At 35.1% G+C, this 24,552-nt stretch carries 21 protein-coding genes; 2 read left to right on the forward strand and 19 right to left on the reverse strand.

All coding sequences use genetic code 11. The annotated features are described in order from the left end of the window. Positions 1–4 precede the first annotated feature (4 nt). On the reverse strand, positions 5–748 hold the full coding sequence (locus tag LZZ90_RS06940; protein ID WP_237789963.1) for a phosphatidylcholine/phosphatidylserine synthase: 744 nt from the start codon (positions 746–748) through the stop codon (positions 5–7). 183 nt (positions 749–931) lie between these two features. Here LZZ90_RS06940 and LZZ90_RS06945 point away from each other — a divergent pair, with 183 nt between their 5' ends. Both LZZ90_RS06945 and LZZ90_RS06950 read left to right on the forward strand, forming a co-directional pair. Beyond that, entirely contained in the window at positions 932–1,918 is a 987-nt protein-coding gene (locus LZZ90_RS06945) for a PorV/PorQ family protein (protein WP_237790127.1), read from the forward strand. A 1-nt stretch (position 1,919) separates the two neighbouring features. Continuing rightward, positions 1,920–3,050 (forward strand): DUF4105 domain-containing protein, encoded by a 1,131-nt coding sequence (locus tag LZZ90_RS06950; protein WP_237789964.1) that lies wholly within the window; start codon positions 1,920–1,922, stop codon positions 3,048–3,050. A 4-nt stretch (positions 3,051–3,054) separates the two neighbouring features. On the opposite strand, the gene LZZ90_RS06955 is transcribed toward LZZ90_RS06950, so the two are convergent. The 18 genes from LZZ90_RS06955 to LZZ90_RS07040 form a co-directional block, all read right to left on the reverse strand. Then, entirely contained in the window at positions 3,055–4,440 is a 1,386-nt protein-coding gene (locus tag LZZ90_RS06955) for a sugar transferase (protein WP_237789965.1), read from the reverse strand. 122 nt (positions 4,441–4,562) lie between these two features. Further along, positions 4,563–5,573: a glycosyltransferase family 4 protein gene (locus LZZ90_RS06960; protein WP_237789966.1), complete on the reverse strand. Its 1,011-nt coding sequence runs from the start codon at positions 5,571–5,573 to the stop codon at positions 4,563–4,565. Positions 5,574–5,576: 3 nt separating this feature from the next. After that, positions 5,577–6,254 carry a bifunctional 2-polyprenyl-6-hydroxyphenol methylase/3-demethylubiquinol 3-O-methyltransferase UbiG gene (locus LZZ90_RS06965; protein ID WP_237789967.1) on the reverse strand — a complete coding sequence of 226 codons (678 nt, stop codon included), beginning with the start codon at positions 6,252–6,254 and terminating at the stop codon, positions 5,577–5,579. 2 nt (positions 6,255–6,256) lie between these two features. After that, positions 6,257–7,837, reverse strand: a complete 1,581-nt coding sequence (locus LZZ90_RS06970; protein WP_237789968.1) for a hypothetical protein — start codon at positions 7,835–7,837, stop codon at positions 6,257–6,259. After that, complete coding sequence (locus LZZ90_RS06975; protein ID WP_237789969.1) at positions 7,837–8,802, reverse strand: glycosyltransferase family 2 protein; 966 nt, start codon at positions 8,800–8,802, stop codon at positions 7,837–7,839. Before LZZ90_RS06975 ends, LZZ90_RS06970 begins: the two co-directional genes overlap by 1 nt. After that, the gene (locus LZZ90_RS06980; RefSeq protein WP_237789970.1) at positions 8,789–10,117 is read right to left on the reverse strand and encodes an O-antigen ligase; all 1,329 of its coding nucleotides are present in this window, start codon (positions 10,115–10,117) and stop codon (positions 8,789–8,791) included. Before LZZ90_RS06980 ends, LZZ90_RS06975 begins: the two co-directional genes overlap by 14 nt. Positions 10,118–10,237: 120 nt before the next feature. Then, entirely contained in the window at positions 10,238–11,311 is a 1,074-nt protein-coding gene (locus LZZ90_RS06985; RefSeq protein WP_237789971.1) for a glycosyltransferase, read from the reverse strand. Positions 11,312–11,321: 10 nt separating this feature from the next. After that, positions 11,322–12,467: a glycosyltransferase family 4 protein gene (locus LZZ90_RS06990; protein WP_237789972.1), complete on the reverse strand. Its 1,146-nt coding sequence runs from the start codon at positions 12,465–12,467 to the stop codon at positions 11,322–11,324. Then, positions 12,467–13,465, reverse strand: a complete 999-nt coding sequence (locus LZZ90_RS06995; protein WP_237789973.1) for a glycosyltransferase family A protein — start codon at positions 13,463–13,465, stop codon at positions 12,467–12,469. Before LZZ90_RS06995 ends, LZZ90_RS06990 begins: the two co-directional genes overlap by 1 nt. A gap of 68 nt (positions 13,466–13,533) precedes the next feature. Beyond that, the gene (locus LZZ90_RS07000) at positions 13,534–14,274 is read right to left on the reverse strand and encodes a class I SAM-dependent methyltransferase (RefSeq protein WP_237789974.1); all 741 of its coding nucleotides are present in this window, start codon (positions 14,272–14,274) and stop codon (positions 13,534–13,536) included. 10 nt (positions 14,275–14,284) lie between these two features. Further along, complete coding sequence (locus LZZ90_RS07005) at positions 14,285–15,346, reverse strand: lipid II:glycine glycyltransferase FemX (RefSeq protein WP_237789975.1); 1,062 nt, start codon at positions 15,344–15,346, stop codon at positions 14,285–14,287. Continuing rightward, on the reverse strand, positions 15,343–16,962 hold the full coding sequence (locus LZZ90_RS07010) for a hypothetical protein (protein WP_237789976.1): 1,620 nt from the start codon (positions 16,960–16,962) through the stop codon (positions 15,343–15,345). Before LZZ90_RS07010 ends, LZZ90_RS07005 begins: the two co-directional genes overlap by 4 nt. A gap of 91 nt (positions 16,963–17,053) precedes the next feature. After that, on the reverse strand, positions 17,054–18,580 hold the full coding sequence (locus tag LZZ90_RS07015; protein WP_237789977.1) for a glycosyltransferase family 2 protein: 1,527 nt from the start codon (positions 18,578–18,580) through the stop codon (positions 17,054–17,056). Further along, positions 18,567–19,730 (reverse strand): glycosyltransferase family 4 protein, encoded by a 1,164-nt coding sequence (locus tag LZZ90_RS07020; protein ID WP_237789978.1) that lies wholly within the window; start codon positions 19,728–19,730, stop codon positions 18,567–18,569. The genes LZZ90_RS07015 and LZZ90_RS07020 overlap by 14 nt, the downstream gene beginning before the upstream one ends. After that, positions 19,730–20,944: a hypothetical protein gene (locus tag LZZ90_RS07025; RefSeq protein ID WP_237789979.1), complete on the reverse strand. Its 1,215-nt coding sequence runs from the start codon at positions 20,942–20,944 to the stop codon at positions 19,730–19,732. The genes LZZ90_RS07020 and LZZ90_RS07025 overlap by 1 nt, the downstream gene beginning before the upstream one ends. 4 nt (positions 20,945–20,948) lie before the next feature. After that, on the reverse strand, positions 20,949–22,040 hold the full coding sequence (locus LZZ90_RS07030; protein ID WP_237789980.1) for a glycosyltransferase family 4 protein: 1,092 nt from the start codon (positions 22,038–22,040) through the stop codon (positions 20,949–20,951). Continuing rightward, positions 22,037–23,101, reverse strand: coding sequence for an acyltransferase (locus LZZ90_RS07035; RefSeq protein ID WP_237789981.1), 1,065 nt, complete (start codon positions 23,099–23,101; stop codon positions 22,037–22,039). The genes LZZ90_RS07030 and LZZ90_RS07035 overlap by 4 nt, the downstream gene beginning before the upstream one ends. A 2-nt stretch (positions 23,102–23,103) precedes the next feature. After that, positions 23,104–24,498 (reverse strand): hypothetical protein, encoded by a 1,395-nt coding sequence (locus LZZ90_RS07040; RefSeq protein WP_237789982.1) that lies wholly within the window; start codon positions 24,496–24,498, stop codon positions 23,104–23,106. Between the last annotated feature and the right edge of the window lie 54 nt (positions 24,499–24,552).

Below are 24,552 nucleotides of genomic sequence, written 5' to 3' on the forward strand. Positions count from 1 at the left end.
ATTGTTAGGCTTTTTTACTTAAAAGTGTATTGTTTATCACGGAAAGAATTACGTAAAAAAGAATAATCATTGGAATAGCCAAGTACTGAAACACTACCAACAATAGTGCTGAAATTGCTAAAAAGAATACCTGAAGTTTGTTGTTCTCCCAACTGAAATACTTCACTTTCAAAGAAAACAATGGAATTTCCGCATTTAGCAAATAAGCGCTTAAAAAACTCAGTGCTACCAAAAAGTACGGATTGCTTAAAATCTCAGAAAGCCATTCGTATTGGTTAGCAAACAAAATCATTGGTATACTCATGATCAGCAACGCATTCGCCGGAGTTGGCAATCCGATGAACGAATCAGTTTGACGGGTATCGATGTTGAATTTCGCCAAGCGGAAGCAAGAAGCAACCGTGATGACAAAACCAATATAAGGCACAATTCCCATGTAATACGTATCCGGTGTTAACGTATAAATATCCTGATTTTCCTGAATATCGGAAAGCATCTTATACATTACCACTCCCGGCACCACACCACTGGTCACCATATCCGCCAAAGAATCCAACTGAACACCTAATGGGCTTTGTGCATTGAAAATTCGGGCAAAAAAACCATCCCAAAAGTCAAAAAAGATTCCTAAACACACCAAGGAAAATGCTTCGTTGTAGTTTCCGTTAAACGCGTGAATTAGGGCTAATAATCCGCAAATAAGATTTAAAAAGGTGATTAGATTTGGGATCTGTTTTTTAAACGACATAGAATTTGTTTTTATCTGACACAAAGTTATACAATAAGTTAAATAAAATTGAGTTTACTATTTGAGATTTTTATAGCATCTTTGTAAAAATAATTGACTTTGAAGAAAACCTACGCATTCCTACTCCTTTTCACCGGACTAATCACTTACAGTCAGGCTATTAGAAAGTATTCCAATGAATTCATGAATATTGGGGTGGATGCTGCTGCGCTAGGAATGTCAAATGCTGTGGTTTCACATACCGGCGATGTTAATTCCGGCTATTGGAATCCAGCAGGTTTACTAAAAATGGAAGACCGTCAACTCTCCTTAATGCATGCCAGTTATTTTGCCAATATTGCCCAATACGATTATGCCGGTTTTGCAATGCCGCTTGATGATCGAAGCGCTGTGGGAGTTTCCCTTATTCGTTTTGGGGTAGACGATATCCTAAACACAACACAACTTATTGACAGTCAAGGAAATGTAGACTACAACCGAATCAGTCTTTTCTCTACAGCCGATTACGGTTTAACGGTTTCCTACGCAAGAGCTTTACCTTTAGACGGCTTTAACTATGGGGTAAATGCCAAAATCATTCGTAGGGTGATCGGAAAATTTGCCAGTTCTTGGGGATTTGGTTTTGATTTAGGCGTACAATACCAAACACAGGACGAATGGAAATTTGGGTTAATGCTTCGCGACATCTCCACAACTTACAACGTTTGGGCCATCGATGAAGACGAGTACAAAAAAATAAAAGACGCTGTACCGGGGCAAAACCAGGAACTTCCTGAAACTTCGGAGATAACCCTTCCTAAAGCACAGTTTGGCCTTTCTAAAAAATTCATCATCCGTTACGATTACAGCCTTTTGGCAGCAGCAAACCTGAACATGCAATTTGCAAGAACTAATGATATCATCTCCACCGATGTTGTAAGTATCGATCCTGCTCTTGGTTTTGAAGCAGGTTACATCGATTTGGTTTTCCTTCGTGCCGGAGTTGGTAATTTTCAGAAAATCACCCAGATTGACAATTCGAGTAATGTTAGTTTCCAGCCGAATATTGGTATTGGATTCAAATACAAAGGCATTCAGGTGGATTATGCCTTAACCGATATTGGTGACCAGAGTGCGGCGCTGTATTCCAACATATTTTCATTAAAATTAGATTTCAGCATTTTTAGATAATATGAAATTCTTAACACGATTTGCAGTTTCCCTTCTGATAACCTTCCTTTCGGTTTACAAGATTCAGGCTCAAGCTCCAGTTCTTTCAAGTTCCGCAAAAATAAGCCTGCTTACTTGTGGAACCGGTAATGAATTATACTCAATTTACGGCCATACAGCCCTTCGTATTTGGGATCCTGTGAACCAAATTGATGTTGTGTATAACTATGGGACTTTTGATTTTCATACTTCGAATTTTTACCTGAAATTCATTAAAGGCGATTTACAGTATTTCGTTTCCACAAGTTCATTTGCAGATTTCACCTATGCTTATGTGTACGACAATCGGGATATTTACGAACAGGTTTTAAACTTAACAGGACAACAGAAGCAACGGATTTTTAACGAATTAGACACCGTTTTAAGCTCGGAAAAACGATTTTACACCTACAAATTCATAGACCGCAACTGTACTACCATGGTTGCCGATTTAATTAACCAAGCACTTCCCGAGAAAATATCAACAAAAATACCCGATACTGAAAAAACATACCGCAACATCTTATACGGTTATTTGGATAATCATTTTTATGAAAATCTCGGCATTAACCTAATGTTCGGATTAAAAACCGACAAACAATCCGACAAACTCTTTCTCCCTATCGAATTAATGCAGGGCGTTAACTTATCCAAAAACAACAACGGTAAATTGGTTTTGGAGGAAAAAACGGTGTTTAAAAAAATGGAAAACGGCGAAGGAAAATCACTTTGGAACAATTACATCACCTTTGCTCTAACAATACTTCTTCTGATTGCTTTATCAGGTAAAAGAAAGTTTCAAATTATCTGGCTTACCCTTTGCGGTTTATTAGGTCTTTTCTTTTCTTTAGTGGGGTGCTATTCCTTCCACAAAGAAGTTTTATGGAACTACAACGTTTTACTGATGAACCCGGTGTTTTTATTATTGGTTTTCTTCATTGTAAAAAACAACACGACCTGGATTAAAAGAACCATTATTATTTCATGGATTGCAATTGCGGTTTATACAGGATTTATCCTTTTGAAAGTTCAGCTTTTAATGATGCTTCCCTTGATTGTCCTGAATACGCTTACACTTTGGTATATCTGGAAAAATCTACCTAAAAAACAGTAAATCTTTACTGCCCTCTGAAAAAAAGTACCGTACTCAATGTTTTGATAACAATGTTGATATCCAAGAACAAACTGCGGTGCTTAATGTAATACAGATCGTATTGCAGTTTAATCAAACTATCTTCCAGAGTTTCTCCATAAGAATGTTTTACCTGAGCCCAACCTGTCAAACCAGGTTTGATAACATGGCGGGTTTGATAAAAAGGCATGATTTCTGCAATTTGCTGAACAAAAACAGGACGTTCCGGTCGAGGTCCAATAACTGCCATATCTCCTTTTAGAATATTTATAAACTGAGGAACTTCATCAATTCTAGATTTTCTTAAAAACCTTCCGAAAGGAGTAACCCTGCTGTCGTTAGCAGAAGCAAAAACCGCTCCGTTGGCCTCAGCATTAGTAACCATGGAACGAAATTTAAAGATTTTAAAGTTTTCGCCGTTTTTCCCAACACGTTCCTGTGTATAAAGCAATGGTCCTCTATTACCTATGAAGTTCCCTAACAATAACACCGGAAGTATAAACAACCCCGCTGCTAATCCTATAACAGAGACCACTATATCAAAAAAACGGATACCGTATTGATACAAACGATTTTGATTGCTGCGACTAAATGGAAAATATTTATAAAAATCTTTTTCTGCATATTGTACCGGAAGCCTATATGTACACGATTCATAAACCTGGGAATATTCCCTGATGACCACTCCGTTTTCTAACAAAAAAAGTAAACGGTCATATACTTCAACCGGCATTTCATCAGTGGCTTTATTTGCAATTACAATTTCTGAAATAGAATGATTTTGAATAAAACCTTCCAACTGTTCGATATCAACTTTTTCAAGTAAAACTTTTTTACGCTGAGATTCCTTGGTACTTAAATACCCTAAAACTTTATAATTGGGGTCTGCTTTTTCCAATTCGGAAACCAAACCTTCCACCGAACGATCATCGGCAAGAAAAAGCACATTCTTATAAAAACGTTGTGAAGCCAGATACTTTTGATAAAGCATTCGCCAAAGAAATAAAGTCCCTAAAATAGCCACATAAAAAAACAAAATCTGCAAACGGTTTTTGGGAAGCGAAGGAGTAAGAATCGGAGTTAAAAGATAAACCAAAACAGTAGTCGTAGAAGTCAAAATGATACTTTTAACAATCTGGAACTGATTTCCGGCAACCTGAAGGTTATACATCTCGAAAATCGATCCGAAAAACAACAGATAAAAGGCTAAAACAAAAGTCCAGTAGTAATTGTGAATGGAAATTCTGAAATACCCAAACTCAAATTGTTTGCTTACAAAATACAAAGCCAGAAAAACCAAGGCAATATCAAAAGCCCGAAGGAGAATCTTTCTTTCAGAGATTTCAAAATGTATTTTTTTATGATTCGTCATTCTATCCTTTTCTTTAATGCAAAATAATACTATTTCCAAAATCAGTCTCTACGACTGGATGCATTTTTTTAATTTCAAACTAATGTATCGTACTCAAGCTGACTTTAAAACTTATTTGAAAGTTACCGTAACACTTTCTTCCAAAGCAACTTTACCTGCTCCCAGTCCCAAGTTTCAGCTTTACTTCTCCCAGAAACAGACAGTTTATTGGACAACTCTTCATCTGCAAGAAGTTTTTCTACAGCATTCACCATTCCCATTACATCTTTGTCATTAACCAGAAGTCCCTCTTTTTCATTTTTAATCAAAAAAGGAAGACCTCCAACATTAGTTGATACAACCGGAAGCCCCAAAGCCATTGCCTCCATAACACTTACCGGTGTATTATCAAGATGTGTGGTGTTTATAAAGATGTCATAATCGGCAGAAAGTTGCGTCCACTGAGTTTTTGAAAGTTTTCCCGTGAATTTTACCTCGCATTTTTTCTGTAATGCATAGTGCTCGCACAACTCTTTACTCCCATCTTTTTCAGGACCAACCATACACAAAGAGGCATTCGGATACCGTTCTTTAAGCTTACTTAAAACTTCAACTGCCATTTTAGGGTTATAAATCCTTGAAAAAGAACGTACCCATAACAATTTAGGTTGCAGCTTACCTCGTTCTTTAAAAGGATAATTTTTAAGCTCAATATTGTTCGGAATATAAACCAAATTCGAAAAACCACTATCCTGAAAAACCTTAAACAGATAATTTGAAGGCGCTACATTTTTATAGGCATTTTTAAATACCATCTTGCAAAGCTTTGGGTTTTTCTTTAACCGCTTAGGCAAATTTCCTCCGTGAAGAATTGGAATGTATTTTTTCTTGAGCAGCCTGCACAGCTGACTAACCACAAAAGCGAACCAAAAACCAGTAGTACTGTAAGTATCAATTAAAACATAGCGAACTTTGCTTCGATTGTTCCAAGTGGCCCAGATCATATCCAGTAAACGCCATAATTGATTACTTTTTTCGGAAGAATAAACAACATAATATCCTTCCTGACTAAGAAGATTTCCCAGCGTTTCAATCGTAGTCACGTTGGCTCCCTGACCCGACAACTTGTTTCCTATATATAAAATTCCTTTCAAAGGTTATTTCTTACTAGCGTAAAACACTTCAAATAATGTGAAAGGCCAAATCAGTTTCCCTAAAGTAACAACCTTAAATTTAGAAACAAAAACCTCCTTAATCCTTGCAATTGTGGTTTCATGATAATGACCGGTAAAATCGTTCCCTGCCAATTTTCTACCAATCTTGTACAAAATATTTTCTGTCGGACCGGAAATCACAATATACCCATCTTGTTTAAGAAGTTTATTAAACTTATCCAGATAGGCCGGTAATTCGTTTAACGGAATATGCTCCAAAACATCAAGTGCCACAATGGCATCAAAAGAATTCGGTTCAAATTCCAAATGGAAAAAATCGCCTTGAATAAAATTAATTGAAGCTGGAAATTGGATTTTGGTTTTCAATAGCTCAACAGGTTTTAAATCTAAATCTAAAGAAGTCAGTTCAAAACCTTTACTGGCCAAATCGTATGAAAACACTCCTGTTCCACAGCCAAAATCAAGCACCTTTCCACCAGGTTTACAGTTTTTGGAAATAAAATCGGAAGCCAACTTAAGTCGTTTCCAAAAAATATGATCAATTACAGGGTTTTTATGTGCATAGGCCGGTAACGCAGCCTCAGAAAGCACTTCGTCTGTTCCCTGTGCATTAAGCAATTCGGTAATATTTTGTTTAAATATTTTTTTTGTTTTCTCCATGGTTATAACTTGTAGAGACGATACTCTCCTATTGTTTTTACTAATTCACAATCTTCCCAATGATTTTTATCGAGAATGTAATTTACTTTTTTATTTCTTAAAAATGCAGTTTTTTCTCTTGATGGCAGTTTTTCAAACCGAACAATATCCTGATACCAAGCAACAAATTTTTCAGGGTTTCCTTCAATTAACATCCCTGCTCCTTTAGCATCCAAAACCACTGATCGGTTGGCTGCGCTCCTGAGAAGAAAATTGCCAAAGAAAACGGAATCATCAGGTGTTTGCTGCTTAACAAAAATGACCATTTTTTCAAAATCAACTTTGCCTTGATCGGTTATTTTTCCATTAATTTTAAAACTTTGAGGCAAAATTGTTGCACAAATGTCGTCCCCGATAAAAGGCAACTTAGAAAAAGGCGCGGTCATCGAAAACACTAAAATTAGAACAAACCCAAAAAGAGACTTCCTTTTAAGTGACTCCGAAATTTTAAACCTCTTGGCTAATTCGGTTAAAAGAAGAAAAAAACCTATTTCTAACAGTACAAGAATTAATTTCTGAAAACGTATCAACTGAAACGACATTCGCAAATTCTTATCTAAAAGCTCATTAACAAACTGTTCCAGGTAAACCACTCCATTAGCAGTTATAAAAATAATTAAGCCACTAAAAAAAAGAAGCTTAACAAGTTGCCTGTTTTTGGAAGAATCGAAGAAAGCAAAACAGATAAAAGTGGCTGCAAAAAACAACAATACAGGCCTATTCCAAAGTTTTACAAACTCCAAAGGACTCGAAAAGAAAGGCGGCAACCTTAAATTAAAGGCCTGAGTAAAAAGCTGCTGATCCACATTCAGATCCGATTTTATATTGGTTATATAAGTCATTACATAAGGAAACATTCCTATAAGACAGCAGATTATTGCTAAAATGAGTTCCTTCCAAAAAATAACCGATTGAATTTTTTTCTGAAAATAAGCATCAATCAAGAAAATGCTAAAATAGCCAATCACAACTCCCACCCCAGTTAAAGGGTGAAAATTCACAATAAGTCCCAAAACCAATGCTGAAATTATAATTTTGAATTTTGGCAAATACAGATAGGCTAAAAAAGGCAAGGGAACCAAGGCCATAAAAACAGTTCTGGGCATGATTGTCCAGAGGTCTGAAATACCCATCAGTTCTCCCCCCGGAGGCCAAAGAACGCCTCTAAAAAGCAACGAAGAAAACAATGCAATCCAGTAGTCTTTTTTAATGCTGTAAAATAAGAAAAACCAAGTAATCCCATAGAGCAAGTGGGTAAAAAAACTGGTCAGATTCAAGGCTTGAAAATAATCCCCTCCGGTTAGCTTTGCACAACTTCTTAACAGCTGAACATAAAACGGCGTATAGTATTTAACATCATTGACATCGTTTAAATACAAATCATTTTTAAAAAGCGCCGGATTATCAATTTTTTTACAAATCGGAATGATATTGGCAAGGTCTGTGGAAACATCTAAAGCTCCTGCATTTCGGAAATCATAAAAAAAGCCGAATGCAAGCAACAGATTTAAAAACAACACAAGCGTAATCCCTTTAAAACTCATCAATTTTTAGCTTTTGGAGAATTAATAACATCGTATTGAATTGCCTGTAAAAGAAGCTGAAAGCCTAATATGATTGACAAAGTTATCAACATAATGGTTCCGGTTGGCGCAAATTTTTGAAGGGTGAAATAATGGTACCAGGTATAGCCCCCGAAAATAAGTCCGAAAAGAAATAAAGGCAACCCAAACAACAAATACAATGATCCGATATTAAAATCATACAGGAAATACTCTTTTACAATCCTTTTCACAAAAACCTTAAAAAGGTTTCGTGAGAATATTACCGGCATTTTCCATACCTGCATGCTTGATTTTTCATCGGCATAAATCGCAGGCATTGAAACATCTTTTATCCTGGTTTTGGTAAAATACAATTGTGCTATTAAAGAGGTTTCAAAAAAATAACGATCCGATAGCTTCGTAAAATCTACCGATTTCAAAACTGAAGTTTTAACTGCAAAAAAACCGTTGGTCGGATCAAAATTATTCCAATAACCTGTGGCCAATTTAGTAAGAAATGACAAAAACAGATTCCCGATTCTTCGCACAAAAGGCATTTTTTTCAATGAATTTATATCCCGAAAACGATTTCCTTTAGCCATCTCAGCCTTTTTCTTGATTATTGGCAGCAGCAAATCCGGCAAATAGGAAGTATCCATTTGATCATCCGAATCAATCTTTACCACAATATCAAAATTGTTTGCAATTGCGTATTGAAATCCTTTTTTTGTAGCACCACCAACCCCAAGATTCACTTCATTTTCAATAACCACTAAAGCGGTCTGAGCCTTTTTAACCGAATTCACTTCAGCAACGGGTAAAGGCTCCCTTCCTTTGTCGTCTACAATAATAACCGCAGACACATAATCCGGTAATTTAGAAACTACCTTAGCAATATGCTTTTCAGCATTATAATAAGGAATTACAACCGCAATCTTATAATTATAAAATTTATTTAGTTTCATTGGCTACTATATATATTGGTGAGAGAAGGAAAGTAGTAATAAACAAAAACAGTCCAACAAGTCCGAATAATGGGCGGTAAACATATAAATGTTCTCCAAAACAAAGCGTTACCAGCATAGCAATCACCAATCCTTTAAGGGCGGTTTGCATTTGGGCAAAGAACCTCATATTGACCGAGAAATAAGAGAACATCCACCTCAAATATAAAAACAATCCCAATATACCAACTTCATTAATCAAACTTAAATAAATATTATGGGCCGAGAACCCGATTATCAATCGATTGTTAAACCCAATTCCAAAAGGTATGATATAGGGCTTTTCCAATAAATATTCCACATAAGAAGCCGAAAGACGGTCCCTTCCAGCTCCCAAATCTTTGTAAAGTTTGTCAACTCGGGCATCATTAAGGGATTTGGGGTCTTTAATTTTTTTATCTACCCTGTTCTGATAAATCTCCGTTGCCTTTTCAATTACTTTAGGATTCAAATAACTTACGGTAAAAAATAAGGAAACCAAAACCACCAAAGAAGCCACAAATTTAGGTGCATCTTTAAGTAAAAAGTAAGCGGCAAAAACCCCTAACCCAACATAAGAAGTTCTGGAACCACTCATAATTAGTGCTAATAAAGACATCCCAATATTAACAATCAATAACGTTTTACTAATCTTTACCCTTGAATCATTAAATAAACCCAAAGAAAAAATCAGCATAATCAGGGAAGACATTCCCACTACAATCTTATTCGGACCAAAAGTTCCGGAAAGAAACCCTAAATACGATTCTTTATAACTATCACTCCACAAAAAAGGAACAATTTCAAAATTTTGCAGAATAACAATCAGAAAGGAAACTATAGAGAGAATCAGGCAAAGGTTTACCATCTTTTTTAACTGGTTCAAGTCTCGAATAATAAAAGCCAAAAAAACAGAAGCCAGAAAAAAAGTCCAGAAATGGTAAAGATAAAGCATCGACTGTACACTCCACATTACTTTCCCTTCCATAACACTGAAAATAAAGGTAAACGGAAGTGTGGCCGTTGTCCAGAGAAGAAACTGAAACATTCGGTTTAACACTTTAACCTTAGTAATCATTTGATTTATTGTGGCAATATTGGTCAGGTAGAGATAAAACAGATAAACCCCAACCAAATCATAAATCCTGATGTCATTTTCTCCTTTGATGCTGTAATTCATAACAGGCAAGTTATAGAAATACGAAATCATCATAAGGTAGCATGCAATGATCACCCCTTTTGAATTGGAAAGTTGTAAATTGGAAAGGTTAATAAATATCTTTTTGTCTTCCATCATTTTCCGGAATAGATTCCCGATTTATTCAACGAGTTGCCGAAGGTAACTTTATTTAAACTGTTCTGCAAAAATCTTAAAATAATCTTAAAACTTTTAGTTAAAAAAGCGCTCGGTATATTTTTAAATTTTTCTCAAAAAAGCAATGTATTTTTCGATAATCGATTGTTTAGAAAATTCATTTTCAATCTTTTTTGTCAAATTTTCACCAAAAGCAACAATTAAAGCCTCATCGTTAGTTATCCTAATTAATTTTTCTGATAAATCATTAACCGTTAAAGGATTGAATAAAATTCCGCTTTCTCCATCGTTTATGATTTCAGAGCAAAATCCCACATCACTGGACAAGACCGCCAGACCAGCCAAACCATACTCGAGCAAAGTTACCGGAAAACCTTCAAAGGTAGAGCCCAAAAGCCCAATTCTAGCCTGCTTTAACATTGAAAAAACCGCAATTTTGCTTCCATAAATAAAAACAGCAGCTTCAAGGTTTTCTTTTTTAATAAAATTTTTCAATGAACTCGAATAATCATCCTGATAATCTGCTCCTATAAAATGCAAGGTCCAGCCATTCTTATAAATTTCTGATCTTGAAAAGGCCTCAACCATAAACTCATGATTTTTTGGATGACGAAGGTTTGCCAAACACACAATCCGCTTATTATTATCGCCTTTAAGCAAATCCGTTTGAAATTCATCAGATTTATAAACCGCAAAATTGGGCAAATACAGCACAGTCTTGCATTTCAGGTTTTTTTTTGCCCATTGCTCCAACTCTGTATTACAGCTTATTACCCCGTCAAAAAAAATGGAAAACAACACTAAGGCTTTATTATCATTGGGAGCAGCTAAAACGCGGTTTCCATAGTGGTCATGCCAAAGCAATTTCACCCTTGGGCATACTAATTTCACCAAGACCCCCAATAAAAAAGAAGTCCCATGGGCATGAAGAAAATCAATTCTGTTGCTTTTAAGATAATTTCGCAATCGGAAAATCGCAGCCACATCAAAAGTTTTTGTGCGATTTAAAAAAAAATAGTCAACCTTTTCAGTTAATTGCTCTGACAAAGCTCCTTCCTTTCTGGTTGCTATTAAACCCGAAAACTCGATCTCCGCTGAAAGGGCATTGGCATAGTTCACAGCCATTCGCTCGGCTCCTCCCGGGTTAAGACTGTCTATTAACTGTACAATTCGCATTTCCTTTGAGCTAATTTATTTTTACTTGAATCATTTTTTTAATTTCTTCTTCGAAAGAATCCAAAGTATAGTTTCTTGACCAATTCAAAGCATTTTCCGCTTTATGGAAGTAGAGCTCAGGGCTTAGAATAATTTTCTCAATTTTAGAAACATCATGTTCTAAATTTAGATCAAGTAAAACACCTCTTTCTTCTTTGTTTAGCATGGTGGAAACACAAGAAACGGGTGTAACTAACGGAACAGCTCCCCAAAACATTGCCTCAGCAACAACTTTTGGCCAACCTTCACTTTTGGAAGGCAGAATTAAAAAATGGGATTGTTTATAGGCCTCTTTTACAGCAGTTGCATCCTGATTGCCTTTCAAATGGACATATTTTTGGATGTCTTTCAGTTTTATATAATTTTCTAGTTTTTCTCTTTCTGCCCCTTCTCCCATTAAGTCCAAATGAACCGGGTATCCTTTTTTAAGTAATTTTTCGATCAGCTCTACAGCATATAAGGGTCGTTTCCCCTGTGCAAGAGTGCCAACGAAAAGAAACTTTACAGGCGCTTTGTGCTCTTCTGTACAAGTAATGCTTCGAATTTCTATCGGTTCCTTTTCTGATTCTCGGTAACTGGCTGTAAAAAAAGGAACAATATTCTTAGAAGTGCCTTCCCACTCTCCATAAACCAACACGTTCATGTTTTTGGTCAAAAAGGTGTTATTTAAAATTTTTTTCTGAAGACGATAAGAAAAAGGCTGCTTACTCTTTGGATCCCAATTTCCTGCATATTTAGCAGTTTTGGGCTTTCCGGGAAAAAAAATCTGCACCAAGCATCCTAACAATCCTATATTACCCGGGCAACGCAAATGGATATGGTCTGCTTGTCTCATCACTTTATAAATCATAAACAATATTCCAGGTAACTTAAAAAACGTTCTTAAAATTTCCATAGGTGAAGCCAATGAAAATGAAGAAATCGGAAAGAAATCAACCGCATTAATTTCATATTTCAAGTCAATGGGCGTGGCAGTTCCTTTGTGTAAGGGAGCCACTACATACAATTGATCGATATATTTTGCCCATACATTCATCTCTTTCACATAAGGACCATAGGCGTAATAAGCATCAGCGTTTTCAATATGCTGAACATGTGTGATTACTGCAAATTTCATTAAATCTGTTTTGGTGCATTAAAAAAAAGTTTAAACCAACCAACAGTTCTTCCCAAAGCTTCTGTAAATGCTTCTTTTCTTTTTGAGGTAGTAAACACATTAACGAATCGTATTCCTGTTAATATCAAAGTAATAAGATGCCATTTCACAATTGCTTTAAACGATGGCCTTGGAAACTTAACCCTCCAAACATACCAACCGTTTCTTACCACCATTTTACCATATTGGTATTGATTGGGACGCCCCGAGGAATCATGAAAATGACCTAAACCTGCATTAGTATTGACGTATAATTCGCCTAATTTAGAAAGGCGCAAGGTAAAATCTGCATCTTCATACAAACCATATCCTTCAAAAAAAGTAGAAAATTTCAACGTATTAAAAACACTCACTTTAAATGATGAAACCCCTCCCATTAACTGCTCTACCCGATATGTTTTTCCCGATGGTGGAAGAAAGCTAATACTACGCCCATGAGAAAACTCGGGAAAAAAGCCCGGTGGTTTGTCTGCGTCTAAAAAACAGAACTTGCGCCAGATAAAACGACCCGCTTCCTTTCTTACCCAACCATCATAAGAAAAGTCGTTTTGCCTAACCTTATAATCTTTACCAACTTTCTGCCATTCAACCTCATTAGTTATATAACCACCTACACCTAAAGCATTTGGATATTCTTTATAGGTTTTAAGTATTTCCGTAAAATAAGTTTCCTCAAGAATTGTATCATCATCCAGAAAAAAAACAACCTCACTGTCGGGATGTATTTTTGAAATCCCAAAATTCCTCTGACGGGTTAATCCTCTATCTTCCGGGCTGACCTTATAATATATTAAACCAGTGTAGTTTTTCTGCTCTAAGACTAGTTTGGTCTTATCATCTGGAGAACCATCAATAATTAAAATTTCATCCGGATAATTGCGCTGAACTTTTACCGACTCTAAAAGGTCAATAATTGGTTGTGGACGTTTATAAGTGCATATTATTAGAGTAAACTTCACTATTCGATTTAGATTTTAATTGAAAAAACATTCAATTTGGTTCAATATTATTAGATTTTACTTCGAGATTATGATTCTGCTATGAATATCAAATTATTGTACCCAGTTTTTCTATTGTAAAAAACTCCTTTGGATTTGTAAAACTCCTCTAATGAAAGCACTTGCACATTTTTAAAACCCGCCTGCTTTAATTCGCTTAACAATTCAGATTTAGAAAAATAATATCCTAAAAACTTAAAGCCTTTAAAACCTGTCATGCGTTGTCCAACCTTATGCTTTAAAAAGATTTTTAAAAGTGACCTCACTTTAAAGTAAGCGGTTTTTTTGAATGTTCCGATCTGATTATGCACGGTGCCAATTACAACCCCATTCGGCTTTAGCTCTTTATGGGCATTTTTAAAAATCAGTTCTCTTTCCCTTTTTTCAGGAACATAAGTCATAACGCTGTTCAAAAACGTAATCAAATCATAGGTGTTTTCCTGAAGCTGTACATCTTTTGCATTTGAAACCAATGTTGTTACTTTGTCACTCAATCCCCAAAGCGCAAGGTTTTCATTACATTTTTTTATCATGTTTTCAGAAATATCGAGCGCTAGAATAGTTTCAGGGTTAAAAAATTTGACCACCTCATTAATTTCCCTTCCCGTCCCACAGCCGATAATTTTTACCGTTTCTATTTTATGAAGGCTTTTAATTTTGGCTTGCTCAAACAAAAAAAGCTCAAAATCTGCCAATATGGTTTCTGTTTGGTCCTGGGTATCAATTACCTTCTGATCTTCCCAAAATTCTTTATTTGTTGTTTTTTTCATGCATATAAAATTAGTTAGCCAAATATTTGGCAATTAAAGGCTTAAATTTCTTCAGATAAAATAATGATTTCTGATAAATTTTAAAAGAAATCGGTTTCAAAACCCAATAAAAACTATTTTCTGTATAAAGCTGAATCTGCGGAGAGAATTTATTTTTGAAATTCATCACCCCTTGACTTCCTCCCAAGGATATGTTATAACCTTTTAATTGTTGCTCTATGGAAAGTTCAATCGCACTCCATTGAAGCAGCTCTCCTAACAACAAATCCGGCTTTTCCTTTTTGGTCCCACCCATTACGTAAGTATAATAACCCGCAGCCTTAATTAAAAAAACAGCCCCTTTTAAACTATTCTGATGGTAAGCCCCCAATATAACTGCTTTTCCGTCTTGAATCAATCCGAAAATCGTATTTTTAAAATCGTTCCAGGCCCTTATGCTATAATTAAACGTGTTGGCATTTTCCTGAAAAAGCTCATAAGCTCTTTTAATTTCTTCAGGATTTTCGATCTGTTTTATTTCAATTTCTTTCCTTTGCGCACTTCGTACATCCCGTCTTACATTGGTTTTTAAAACTTGTTCGAAAAAGAAATCTTTTGAAACACCTTGTTCAAATTGTATCCAATTTAACCCACTGGATGAAAAAACAAACGGAAAAACTTTACCGAAATTCCCTTTATCAAATACATTCTTAAAGGTCTTTACATCATACATTTTGTCCTTCTCAACGCCCATTGGAAAAACAACTTGCAAACAACAACAGTTTCTTTTTTTTGCCGCCGTTTTAGCCAATTCCAGCAATGCCGGCACTATTTCTGAAGATGCTTCATCAAAAACAGGTCCGTTAGAAATACAATAAAATTTCAACCCTGCTTTTTGGGCAATAACTGCTGAGAATCCACCAATAATTTTATCATTTTCAACAGCCAGAGCCAGTTCATAATCAAATCCATAAGAAAGATAGGATTTCACCCAATGTGAATATTGAAGGTGATTCCCTTTAGGGTGAAGGGCAAGATAATCGTCCCATTTTTTCTCCCATTTTGGATCTTTAACTATGAAATAATCTATCATTGCACCTGGTTTAAATGATATCCAAAATTATTTCTAACCTTAATTTCTCCGGATTCATCACTGAAAAATTCTAAATTCTCAATATTTTCAAAATATTCTTTTAACTCATAAATAGTTGGGTTCCACAATTTTTTCTCCCTGATAAGACTTCCTAAATGCTCAAAATTGGCACGAACCTGATGATTAATTTCCGTAGGCGTAGAGAACATTCTGCCTTTATGATATTTAAAAGGAACACTGAAATAAGTATGTGCAATAAATACTCCTTTTTCTTCACAAAACTTATTTAAATTTTCTTTGGAAAGACTACTCACCAAATCAACCATTTCTAAAGTTTGAAAAACAGTAAATCGGGTTCCGTTGATCATATTACTATAAAAAACCGAATTATATTTAGCCAGCGGATACACTTTGTTTTTTAATGTATTCCATCTAAAAACAATGCGCAAGAGAGAGAAAAAAACAGGAAAAAAAGACACGATCAGTTCCTTTAGTTCAAATACTTTTTTCTTATCCAGAATCGGTTTAAAAACTGAGGCAAACAATTTATAACTCGCTGTATAATTACGATCTGAATAAAAATGAAATAAACTATTTTTAATCCCTTTAGCCATTCGGTCTTTTAATGATAATTCTTTTATACCATTACAAAAAGCTTTAAGCGTAAAATGCCTTAAATTTAACTGATTGATAACGCCCCTGGTGGTAGTTCCGGTATCAATATAGTTCCAGACAACACTCACATTTTGGGAATTCATTTTATCAAAAAACAGATTCAAAGTTCTGTTATTCTTCTCTGAAGAGCTTAAATTATAAGGCAGATAACCGTGGTCCATCCAGGTATGGATGTTTGGAAGCGGAGCTGTAAAGTTATCAAACTCTTCAAACACCTTATCTTTATCTTCTTTAATGGATTGACTTAAGGAATGATATGCTAATTCATGACCGTCTTCTATCCATTTCATTAGTTCATCGCTGTCTTTTTCAAACGAAGCATTTTCTTTTCTTTTAGAATAATTATAGAGAAAAAACCCTTTGGTCATTTTAATATCGTTCTCCTTAAAAAAAGAACGTTGCAGCTCAAGGTTTTCACGAGTATCAAAATCACAATGATCTGAAAAACATGCAATCCCTGAAAATGGAATTTTAGAACGGCTCCAGATAATCCCTCCTTTTTCCGAGACTAATAACGAAAACTTTTTTTGAGGATTAAACAAATTGACATATTCATATTCTTTATTATCAACCTCACCGGTGTACTTTGCTAGAACACAACTCTTTTTAGGATTCAGGCTCCAAATTAATTCCTTTCTTCTTTTGGCATTAACTTCCCAATATCCTTCTGTAGAATTAGACTGAATGTATTTTCCATTTATTAATTTCAAGACCTTGGGTTGGAGCCTTGAAGCGGTATACCATTTAAAATTACTAGTCCATTGGTATGAAAAATCTATGACCGAGTCTATGTTTTTCTCAAACTCGATAACATACTTTAAATCAAAAGACTTATAATACTCTTCACTGAAACTCGGCAATGAAAATTCATTGGCTTGGAGCTCCAAAACATGATGCGAGATTGGTTTGTCCTGTTGATATAATACTACTTTTATTAACATTTTGGTGGTTAGGTTAAGTCAACGTTGGGTTATTTTTCGTCTGGTTTCTTTTTTAGGTGTTCAAGTGCTATTCTCAATCTAAATTTACTATTTATTGGGTTCGTTTTCCTAGTTTGAGCAAATTTTTTGCATAAAACAAAGACTTTTGAAATTGTAAATTTTTATAGGGTAAATTCAAAATTCTAAAAGGTAACGTGAGCTTGTTCCCTTTTATCAAATACATCATAAAATAACGGCTTCTGTATTCTGTCAATTGCTCTTCTGTGAAGTGTTTTAAAATTCCATACATTACCGTTGGGCTTGGAACCGGCCTTACTTTTTTTACTGGCACATCCAATTCCCAAGGCTGTTTTTTTCTTTGCTTTCCTGTTTTTTTAGCTTGTGCCCCCCACCATCTATATCCTCCGCTGGCAGGTTTCAAATGCAGATTAGGTGAAAACGGATTAAACAAAACAATCGTACCCAATTTCACCAATGAGATTCCGAAATCGGAATCTTCTCCATAACCTCCGTCAAAATTAACATCATTTCCCCCCAGTTGCTGAACAAATTCCCTTTGAACACAAGAGTTGGCATTACTAAAATTATGGGACATCCCTACTTTCCATCGCGCACTTCCCATAGACTGCAACTTCACGTCTAAATCTTTGAGGGTTTGCTGAGGATGATCTGCTCTTATATCCAGCCCGTTACATGCCCCGGTTTTATAGGTTTGCAATAAACGAATATGGTTTTCAATAAAATCATCCGGAATACAAATATCATCGTCCCCAAAAATAAAATAATCTCCGGTTGACAATGCTATAGCCTCATTACGGGCACGACAACTTCCTTTAGTTTGCTGCCATTTTACAATCAATTCGAAGGGATAATTTTTATTCTGATAAAACTTTGGATCCCTTTTCTCCTCTGGCGTGGCATCTACCACCACCACTTGTGTTGGCGGATAACTCTGATTGCTCAAATCTGTGATTAGCTGCTCTGTAAATTCCTGACGCAACATCGTAGGAATAATATAACTTACAGTAGGCCTTCCCTGCATCGCATTTAAAGTTCTTGGAGGGAGTATTTTGGTTTCATATTTAGTTTTAAAACTATTTGCCTTAAAAAAATTGATCCATTCACCTAATTTCCAAAACCCTTTTCTGTAAATCATAAATAACGACTGACTTAGAGAAAAATGCTTTCTATAAAAAACATGACGGTCTCTGGTACTGATTCTTGCGTCTGTTTTTGCATCGGATTCAAACAACCCTTTGATATACATCGGAACCGCGCCATAAACAGCACAACGGTAGCCAAAATCCAAAGCCTGCATAATTTCAGAAGAATAATCCGGATCAAATCCTTTAAAATGCTCCCAGGCACTTTTTCGCACAACAAATTCAGATGGGTTAACCCTCCAACTTGCTGCTGAATCTGATTTTGTAAAATCATTAATATACCACCAAAAAACGGAGGCCTGGTACTTTAATTCCGGAAAAGCGTTTTTAAAACCCTGATCTAAAGAGCTGTGCCATACATCTCCCGGACCTTGAGCCAATGCTTCTAACATCGAAACCTTCGGATTACCCGTATATAATAATATCTCTCCTTTTTCTGTTTTAAACTCTTTCATTTCTCTTTATTATTTTTTCATAAAAGGAAATATTCTTATCTACAATTTTTCCACTTTCAAAAACTTCAACTGCTTTTTGGTAGGCGTTATGACCAACATTCTTTCGCAGGTTTTCATCTTTTAGCAAATTAACCACAGCATCTGCATATTCCTGATGGTTGGAAGGGTGTATTAAAAAACCTTCCGCTTTATTTTCAATAATTTCTTTAGCCCAACCAATATTGGAGGCGACAATTGCTTTTCTCATAGCCATAGCTTCCAGCCATGAAACCGGAAGTGCCTCAGCAAATGTAGGAAAAACACAAATTGCCGCCTTCTGGATATGATTATGAACCTCATCATAGGGAACCCCTCCAAAATAAATGACATTTTTTAATGCTTTTGGAGTAAACAAATCTTGCATCATCTTCCAGGTAGAAGAATTACCTGTGATTATATCTGAGGCATCTCTACCAACCAAATGCAATTTAACATCGGGCAAAACTTCAACAATTTTATTAAAAATCAGAGGAAGTTCCAAAAGTCCCTTCTTTCTAATGAGTGTTCCAAAATACAGTATTATTTTCTCATTTTGCTCAACAAGCGCATCGGTTTTAAATTTTTGCAGTGTAATGCCATTGGGAATCACCGTAAAATCTTTAGAAATTTGAAAAAGCTCATTGGTTAGGTCTGCCGTGAATTTACTAACAGAAAGATGTCCGTCTGCCTTTTCCAGGGCTCTTTTTTCATGAAATTGATTAATAAACTTAACGCGACGGTTATCAAGATGGCAAAAATAGGTATCACTCCCATGAAGTCGGATGATAACAGGGCATTGTTCCGGTTGTATAAATGAAGTGATTCCTGTCCAGTCTGGTGCTTCTACGATATCCAGCAGATTTTGTGAATAAAGTGAATTAATTAGTTTTTCAATTTTTTTTCTGGTTAAATACCACGAAAGACCTTTTAATTTAACATTGTTAATTCGTTGAATAACCAAGCCGTTGCCTTGTTCAAAAAGCTCATCCTTATCCTGTCCATAGACCAAAACCCTTACCTGGTGTCCTTTTTCTATAAGACCTTCGGCCAGACCTTTTATACTTGTACCTATACCTCCGGAATTACCTGTTAAAGGATGCGGATATTCGGAAGTTAAAAATCCAATTTTCATTAAACAAGCTTGTTAATTAATTTAAAACTACCGTAAAAGCAAATCGTTATAAGCAAAAGAGTATTCAAAAAACTATATTTCTTTATAAATTCATTTCCAAGATCTCTATCAGAATAATAGGCAATGGCTAAAATAAAAACCGGTGAAAGCCATCTTAGTTCAACATACGAAATTATGATGAAAGAGAAAATGGAAATTACCATAAAAAAAACCAGTGGCAGAAAACAGTTTTCCCAAGTAGCTTTTTTGTTCTTAAAAATTAAAAAAAGAGCCAGAAAAGGAAAATAAAACATAAGGCTCATCTGTCTGAACCCATAGAAACATACTTCCCCAAAATCTTTAAAAAACTCTTTTACGGTGAGACCAAAGTCAAAAAATAAACCATCAAGTATTCCTTTAGGCAAAGAATTCGGCCCATGTTCCTTCAGATATTTTTCAGTAGTATCCCAACTTGGATGGGAGTGGTTTTCCAATTTGCCTTCATTTACCATCAGCTGAGCCAGATATTGCAACTGCGCCCAAGTAGCCTGCCCTTCTTTTGGAGGAGACTTGAAATCGTAAGATAATTTATGGTTTGCCTCTAATGAAGGAATATTAAACAACAGAAACACCCCAATTAAAGGAACAACATATTTTAACTTAATGGATTTGAGCTGCCCTTTTCTGTAAATCACCAGAAAACCTAAAAATATAGCCGGCATAAAAACCAAAAAAAGCTCACGTGTAAAAAAACAAAGAACCAAACCTAAAACCCCTAAAGTGATTTCAGACTCTTTGTCTATGGTTAGTAGATAGACTTCATAAAAAAATATTATCAGTCCGATAAAAAAAACAGCATCATTGGTCCCTTTTAAAAAATAATCTGCAGCCGGAATAAAAAACAACAATAGCCAATAAAAATCAGGAGTTATTTTTTTTCTTCTAAAATACAGAAACAACAAACCTAATAAGGCAATATTGGTAAGTCTTAAAGCAATAATATTGGTAAATAAAAAGGAAAGAGGATAAGCCAATAGCATGTACGGAATTGAAATGCTTTTTTTTATGGCAGCAATCCATCCTTGGGTCTGAATTAACTTTAAATCGTTTATAAACAAAGCCTCGTCACCTCCCCCTGAAGTACGACTAAAAACATACAGAGCAAACAATAAAAAATAAATTACAATAATTGGCTTTTTGCCCTGCTCTAAAATTTTACTTAATTTCTCTATCATTTAATTATTTTTTTTCATTGGTAAGCAACTGAAAATAGTCATTTACCATTTTTTCAATAGAAAATTGTTCTTCAATTAATTTTGAAGTATCTGCAACAATTCCCATTTCTCCCAAATAAACTTTCTCTACTATATTTTTTAATGCTGAAACGTCTTTTGCTTTAAAAATATATCCGTTTTCACCGTTTTTGATTACTTCTTCATTTCCTCCAACAGCTGTGGTAATCACGGGAACATTGGCTCCAAGACTTTCCAAAATCGAGAGACTGAAACATTCCATATGGGTTGGCTGCAAAAGATAATCATACTTATAGTAGGTTTCATAGAGATTAGGAACACTGCCCAAAAAATTAAAATTGGCTTGTAGATTATCCTTGGCAATCATTCTGAGCAATTCATCTTTATAATCGCCTTGACCGTAAACGTCAATTTTCAACTTCTTTTTTATTTCTGAGGGCATCATACCTATTGCAGAAATCAAATCCTGAATCCCTTTGGAAAAACGAAGATGACTTGCCACTAAAAAATTAGTTTCTTTAGCATTTCGACCTACTCTTTTACTGTAAAGTTCATGCAAAATCCCATTATAAATAACGATCGTTTTGTTTTTTAGCCCAGTGCCAAAATCATTGATAATGTGGAACTTAGTATATTCTGAAACTCCAATAAAAAGATCGGTATACTTGGAGAAAACAAGCCCTTTTATTTTTTTAACTATCCTCTTTTTTAACGGATAACCCGTCAATGGCCTCGGATTATGATCAACAGCAATTGTTCTTGAAGCATGATGCGCCTTAACTTTTTTGAAAAAAGAAGTACATAACTCAAGAAAATGAGTCATAACAACATCAAACTTATCATTATTTTCCCGAATATGTCTGTTAAAAAAATGCTCTAAAGGTTCATTACTTTCAGGGGCAAAAATCGTTAACGACTCATAACTTCCGTGATCACTTTTATTGGGAAAAAACCACTGTATTTCAAAACCCGCCTGCTTGCACTTTTGGTCAAAAAGCCAATAAAAACGGTCCATACCGCCAACACGATCAGGCAGCAACCTGTAATTACATACAACCGCAATTTTCATTTTCTTCATCCCTTTAACAAATATTTTTTTAATCCTGAAGCAATACGTTTTTCTATATTGATCGAATAAAAAATGCTGATACCAATAAAAAAGAAAATTACAAGAATTGGCGCAATAAAACTATATGTTTTAAAATAATGAGCACTTTTATTTAAAATCAAAACCCCGATATATTCATGAATAAGATAAAGAAAATAAGAAGAAACTCCTATTTTACTCATCCATTTAACATTCAAAAAACTCAGAGAAGAAGGCTTATACAAAAACAGTAAAAACATTAAATACATAGCTGTAACAGCTATAAATTCAGCTACATCAAAACTACTCAGAAAGGACAAATAAAGAGCCGTTAAAATTAGGGCATATTTTTTCTGAACAGCCGCATCGGTCTTATTGGAATAAAGCTGATAAAACACCACCCCGCTAACAAAAAATTTCAGGTATTTTATCAGGTTAAACAGATTCAGAACCTGCTGAATTACTTTAATATCATCCAATTTAAAAAAGAAAATAATTTCGGCAAGAAAGATAACTAAAATTGAAATTGTAAAAAAAAGAAGATGAAATCGTTTTCTGCCCCAAAAAAACAAAAGACTGACAAATAGGTAAAACTGGATTTCCGGCCATAGACTCCAATAGGAATAATTCAAATACCCAAAATGATTTGGCAAATTAAAAACCAAATCAAAAACATTGGGAGGCAGGAATGTAAAACTGATCAAATAATTTCCAAAATAATGGCTGTCCGGGAAAAAATTATCTTTATCTACAACCAATACAAATAAATAGGTTATTGTAGAAGCGACAATAAGAGACGGCAACAAACGAATGATCCTCTTTTTCCAGAATCGAATAAAGCCATCTGTATTTTCAAGAGTATAACTAATTACAAATCCGCTGATTATAAAAAAAAAGGAAACACCTTTAAAACCATATTTAAAAACATCATACGGTAAATAACTGAACTGCAAATTGTTCCATCTTGAAAAAAAATGGTAAAAAAGAACAGCCAAAATTGCCAGGGCCCTAAAACTGTCCAGTAAATCTATTCTGCCTTTATCTTCCTGCATTATTATAGCAAATTTAGAAGTGTTTGGGCTATTCGCTCACTGGTTCCTTCTAAAGGTCGGCCAATTTGTAAATCGATAAGCTTTTTTTGCTCAATGAGTTTATTTTCAGGATGAAACAAACTTTCATTTATTGCACTGATGAGCTCCTGAGGGCTTTTGGCAATTCGTACAGCATTGGAATCAACCACTTTTTTAATATGAGCATAGTTTAAAAAGCGTTGATCGTGAGCCAGTTTGTTATCCGGATTTCCAAAAACGGTATTTACCACCGGCTTATTAAAAAGCATCGAATCCAAACTCATGGTAGAAAGCATATTGACATTCACGCTGGAATATTGTAAAACGCTCTTCAAATCGGTAACATCCTGCACAGAGGGAATTCGTTGGGACCATGATTCCTGATGTCTGGAACGGGCCTGCTTCCAATCAGGATAATTCCAAACTATAAATGGATAATTATTTGCCAAAGCTTCAAATCTGCTCGGTTCTTCTGCAGGAGAGGTTCGGATCAGTAAATTAACCGGTTTAACAATTTCATTTTCCAATATAGCTTTTGCGATTGTTTCTATGTAAAGGGGATCATTCGGACTGGTGGAAACATCCCCGCAGCTAAACAATACCGTTGGTTTTGAAGCATCTAATTTAAATTTTTGATAAAATGCTGCTTCAGACATCCCGTAACGCTGCAACACATAAGGTTCAAACTGAGGAGTTCCGACAACTTTAACGGTATGCTGTTTTACAGATTTATAAAAATGAAGCAATTCTGTCTTCATTAAATCGCTCCAAACCAAATAATAATTGAAATTTCCGGCCATTCTTCCTTTAGAAGCCAGATTATCCCAACTAAAAATAAAAGCTGCAGTTTTAATTTTTAACTGCTCTGCAGCGTAAATCATGGGCGCTATATAAGGCGGACGCTGATGGGTAAAAAAAAGCAAATCAATACCGTGTTCTTTAAGCAATTGCTTGTATTTTAAGGTAACAGGATTTGATTTAAAGGTTTTTTGCTGCCAAAGGTTATAGCGTAAAATCCAGTTTTCAGAATTAATGTATTTTGACCACTTAAAAATAAAGCGCGTAGCCATCCCTCTAGGGTTTTTGGAACGGGAATAATTAGCTTTTAGATTATCACTGATTCCAAAATTATCAGCCGAATGCAATTGTAAATGCGACACTTCTTTAGCTTTTCTGAAAAACCAAGTTTTAAAAGGTTCTTCAAAAACATCAAGCTCAACAATCTTACAAGGAAAATTAAGCTCCAGATAAACATGCTCGGGAAGACAGGAAAAAATAACAACTTCATCGAATTTTCCAATCGATTCTTTAATAAAATCGCTTAAAATAAAATTACGATACCCAACGCCATCGGTTATTACCACCCCTAATTTTTTCATTTTCAGAATACTTGCTCGCTTAAACTTAAATTTTGATGCAAAAATAGACTATCT

Source organism: Flavobacterium sp. SM15 (assembly GCF_022012335.1).
Lineage (GTDB): Bacteria > Bacteroidota > Bacteroidia > Flavobacteriales > Flavobacteriaceae > Flavobacterium.

What these genes read in the sequence shown, in the direction of transcription:
- LZZ90_RS07035 (WP_237789981.1), bottom strand. Translation starts at nt 23,101, where the DNA reads ATGCAGGAAGATAAAGGCAGAATAGATTTACTGGACAGTTTTAGGGCC.
- LZZ90_RS07040 (WP_237789982.1), bottom strand. Translation starts at nt 24,498, where the DNA reads ATGAAAAAATTAGGGGTGGTAATAACCGATGGCGTTGGGTATCGTAAT.
- LZZ90_RS06950 (WP_237789964.1), top strand. Translation starts at nt 1,920, where the DNA reads ATGAAATTCTTAACACGATTTGCAGTTTCCCTTCTGATAACCTTCCTT.
- LZZ90_RS06985 (WP_237789971.1), bottom strand. Translation starts at nt 11,311, where the DNA reads ATGCGAATTGTACAGTTAATAGACAGTCTTAACCCGGGAGGAGCCGAG.
- LZZ90_RS06975 (WP_237789969.1), bottom strand. Translation starts at nt 8,802, where the DNA reads ATGAAACTAAATAAATTTTATAATTATAAGATTGCGGTTGTAATTCCT.
- LZZ90_RS06945 (WP_237790127.1), top strand. Translation starts at nt 932, where the DNA reads ATGAATATTGGGGTGGATGCTGCTGCGCTAGGAATGTCAAATGCTGTG.
- LZZ90_RS06940 (WP_237789963.1), bottom strand. Translation starts at nt 748, where the DNA reads ATGTCGTTTAAAAAACAGATCCCAAATCTAATCACCTTTTTAAATCTT.
- LZZ90_RS07030 (WP_237789980.1), bottom strand. Translation starts at nt 22,040, where the DNA reads ATGAAGAAAATGAAAATTGCGGTTGTATGTAATTACAGGTTGCTGCCT.
- LZZ90_RS06955 (WP_237789965.1), bottom strand. Translation starts at nt 4,440, where the DNA reads ATGACGAATCATAAAAAAATACATTTTGAAATCTCTGAAAGAAAGATT.
- LZZ90_RS07010 (WP_237789976.1), bottom strand. Translation starts at nt 16,962, where the DNA reads ATGTTAATAAAAGTAGTATTATATCAACAGGACAAACCAATCTCGCAT.
- LZZ90_RS07015 (WP_237789977.1), bottom strand. Translation starts at nt 18,580, where the DNA reads ATGAAAGAGTTTAAAACAGAAAAAGGAGAGATATTATTATATACGGGT.
- LZZ90_RS07025 (WP_237789979.1), bottom strand. Translation starts at nt 20,944, where the DNA reads ATGATAGAGAAATTAAGTAAAATTTTAGAGCAGGGCAAAAAGCCAATT.
- LZZ90_RS06980 (WP_237789970.1), bottom strand. Translation starts at nt 10,117, where the DNA reads ATGATGGAAGACAAAAAGATATTTATTAACCTTTCCAATTTACAACTT.
- LZZ90_RS07000 (WP_237789974.1), bottom strand. Translation starts at nt 14,274, where the DNA reads ATGAAAAAAACAACAAATAAAGAATTTTGGGAAGATCAGAAGGTAATT.
- LZZ90_RS07020 (WP_237789978.1), bottom strand. Translation starts at nt 19,730, where the DNA reads ATGAAAATTGGATTTTTAACTTCCGAATATCCGCATCCTTTAACAGGT.
- LZZ90_RS06990 (WP_237789972.1), bottom strand. Translation starts at nt 12,467, where the DNA reads ATGAAATTTGCAGTAATCACACATGTTCAGCATATTGAAAACGCTGAT.
- LZZ90_RS06965 (WP_237789967.1), bottom strand. Translation starts at nt 6,254, where the DNA reads ATGGAGAAAACAAAAAAAATATTTAAACAAAATATTACCGAATTGCTT.
- LZZ90_RS06970 (WP_237789968.1), bottom strand. Translation starts at nt 7,837, where the DNA reads ATGAGTTTTAAAGGGATTACGCTTGTGTTGTTTTTAAATCTGTTGCTT.
- LZZ90_RS07005 (WP_237789975.1), bottom strand. Translation starts at nt 15,346, where the DNA reads ATGATAGATTATTTCATAGTTAAAGATCCAAAATGGGAGAAAAAATGG.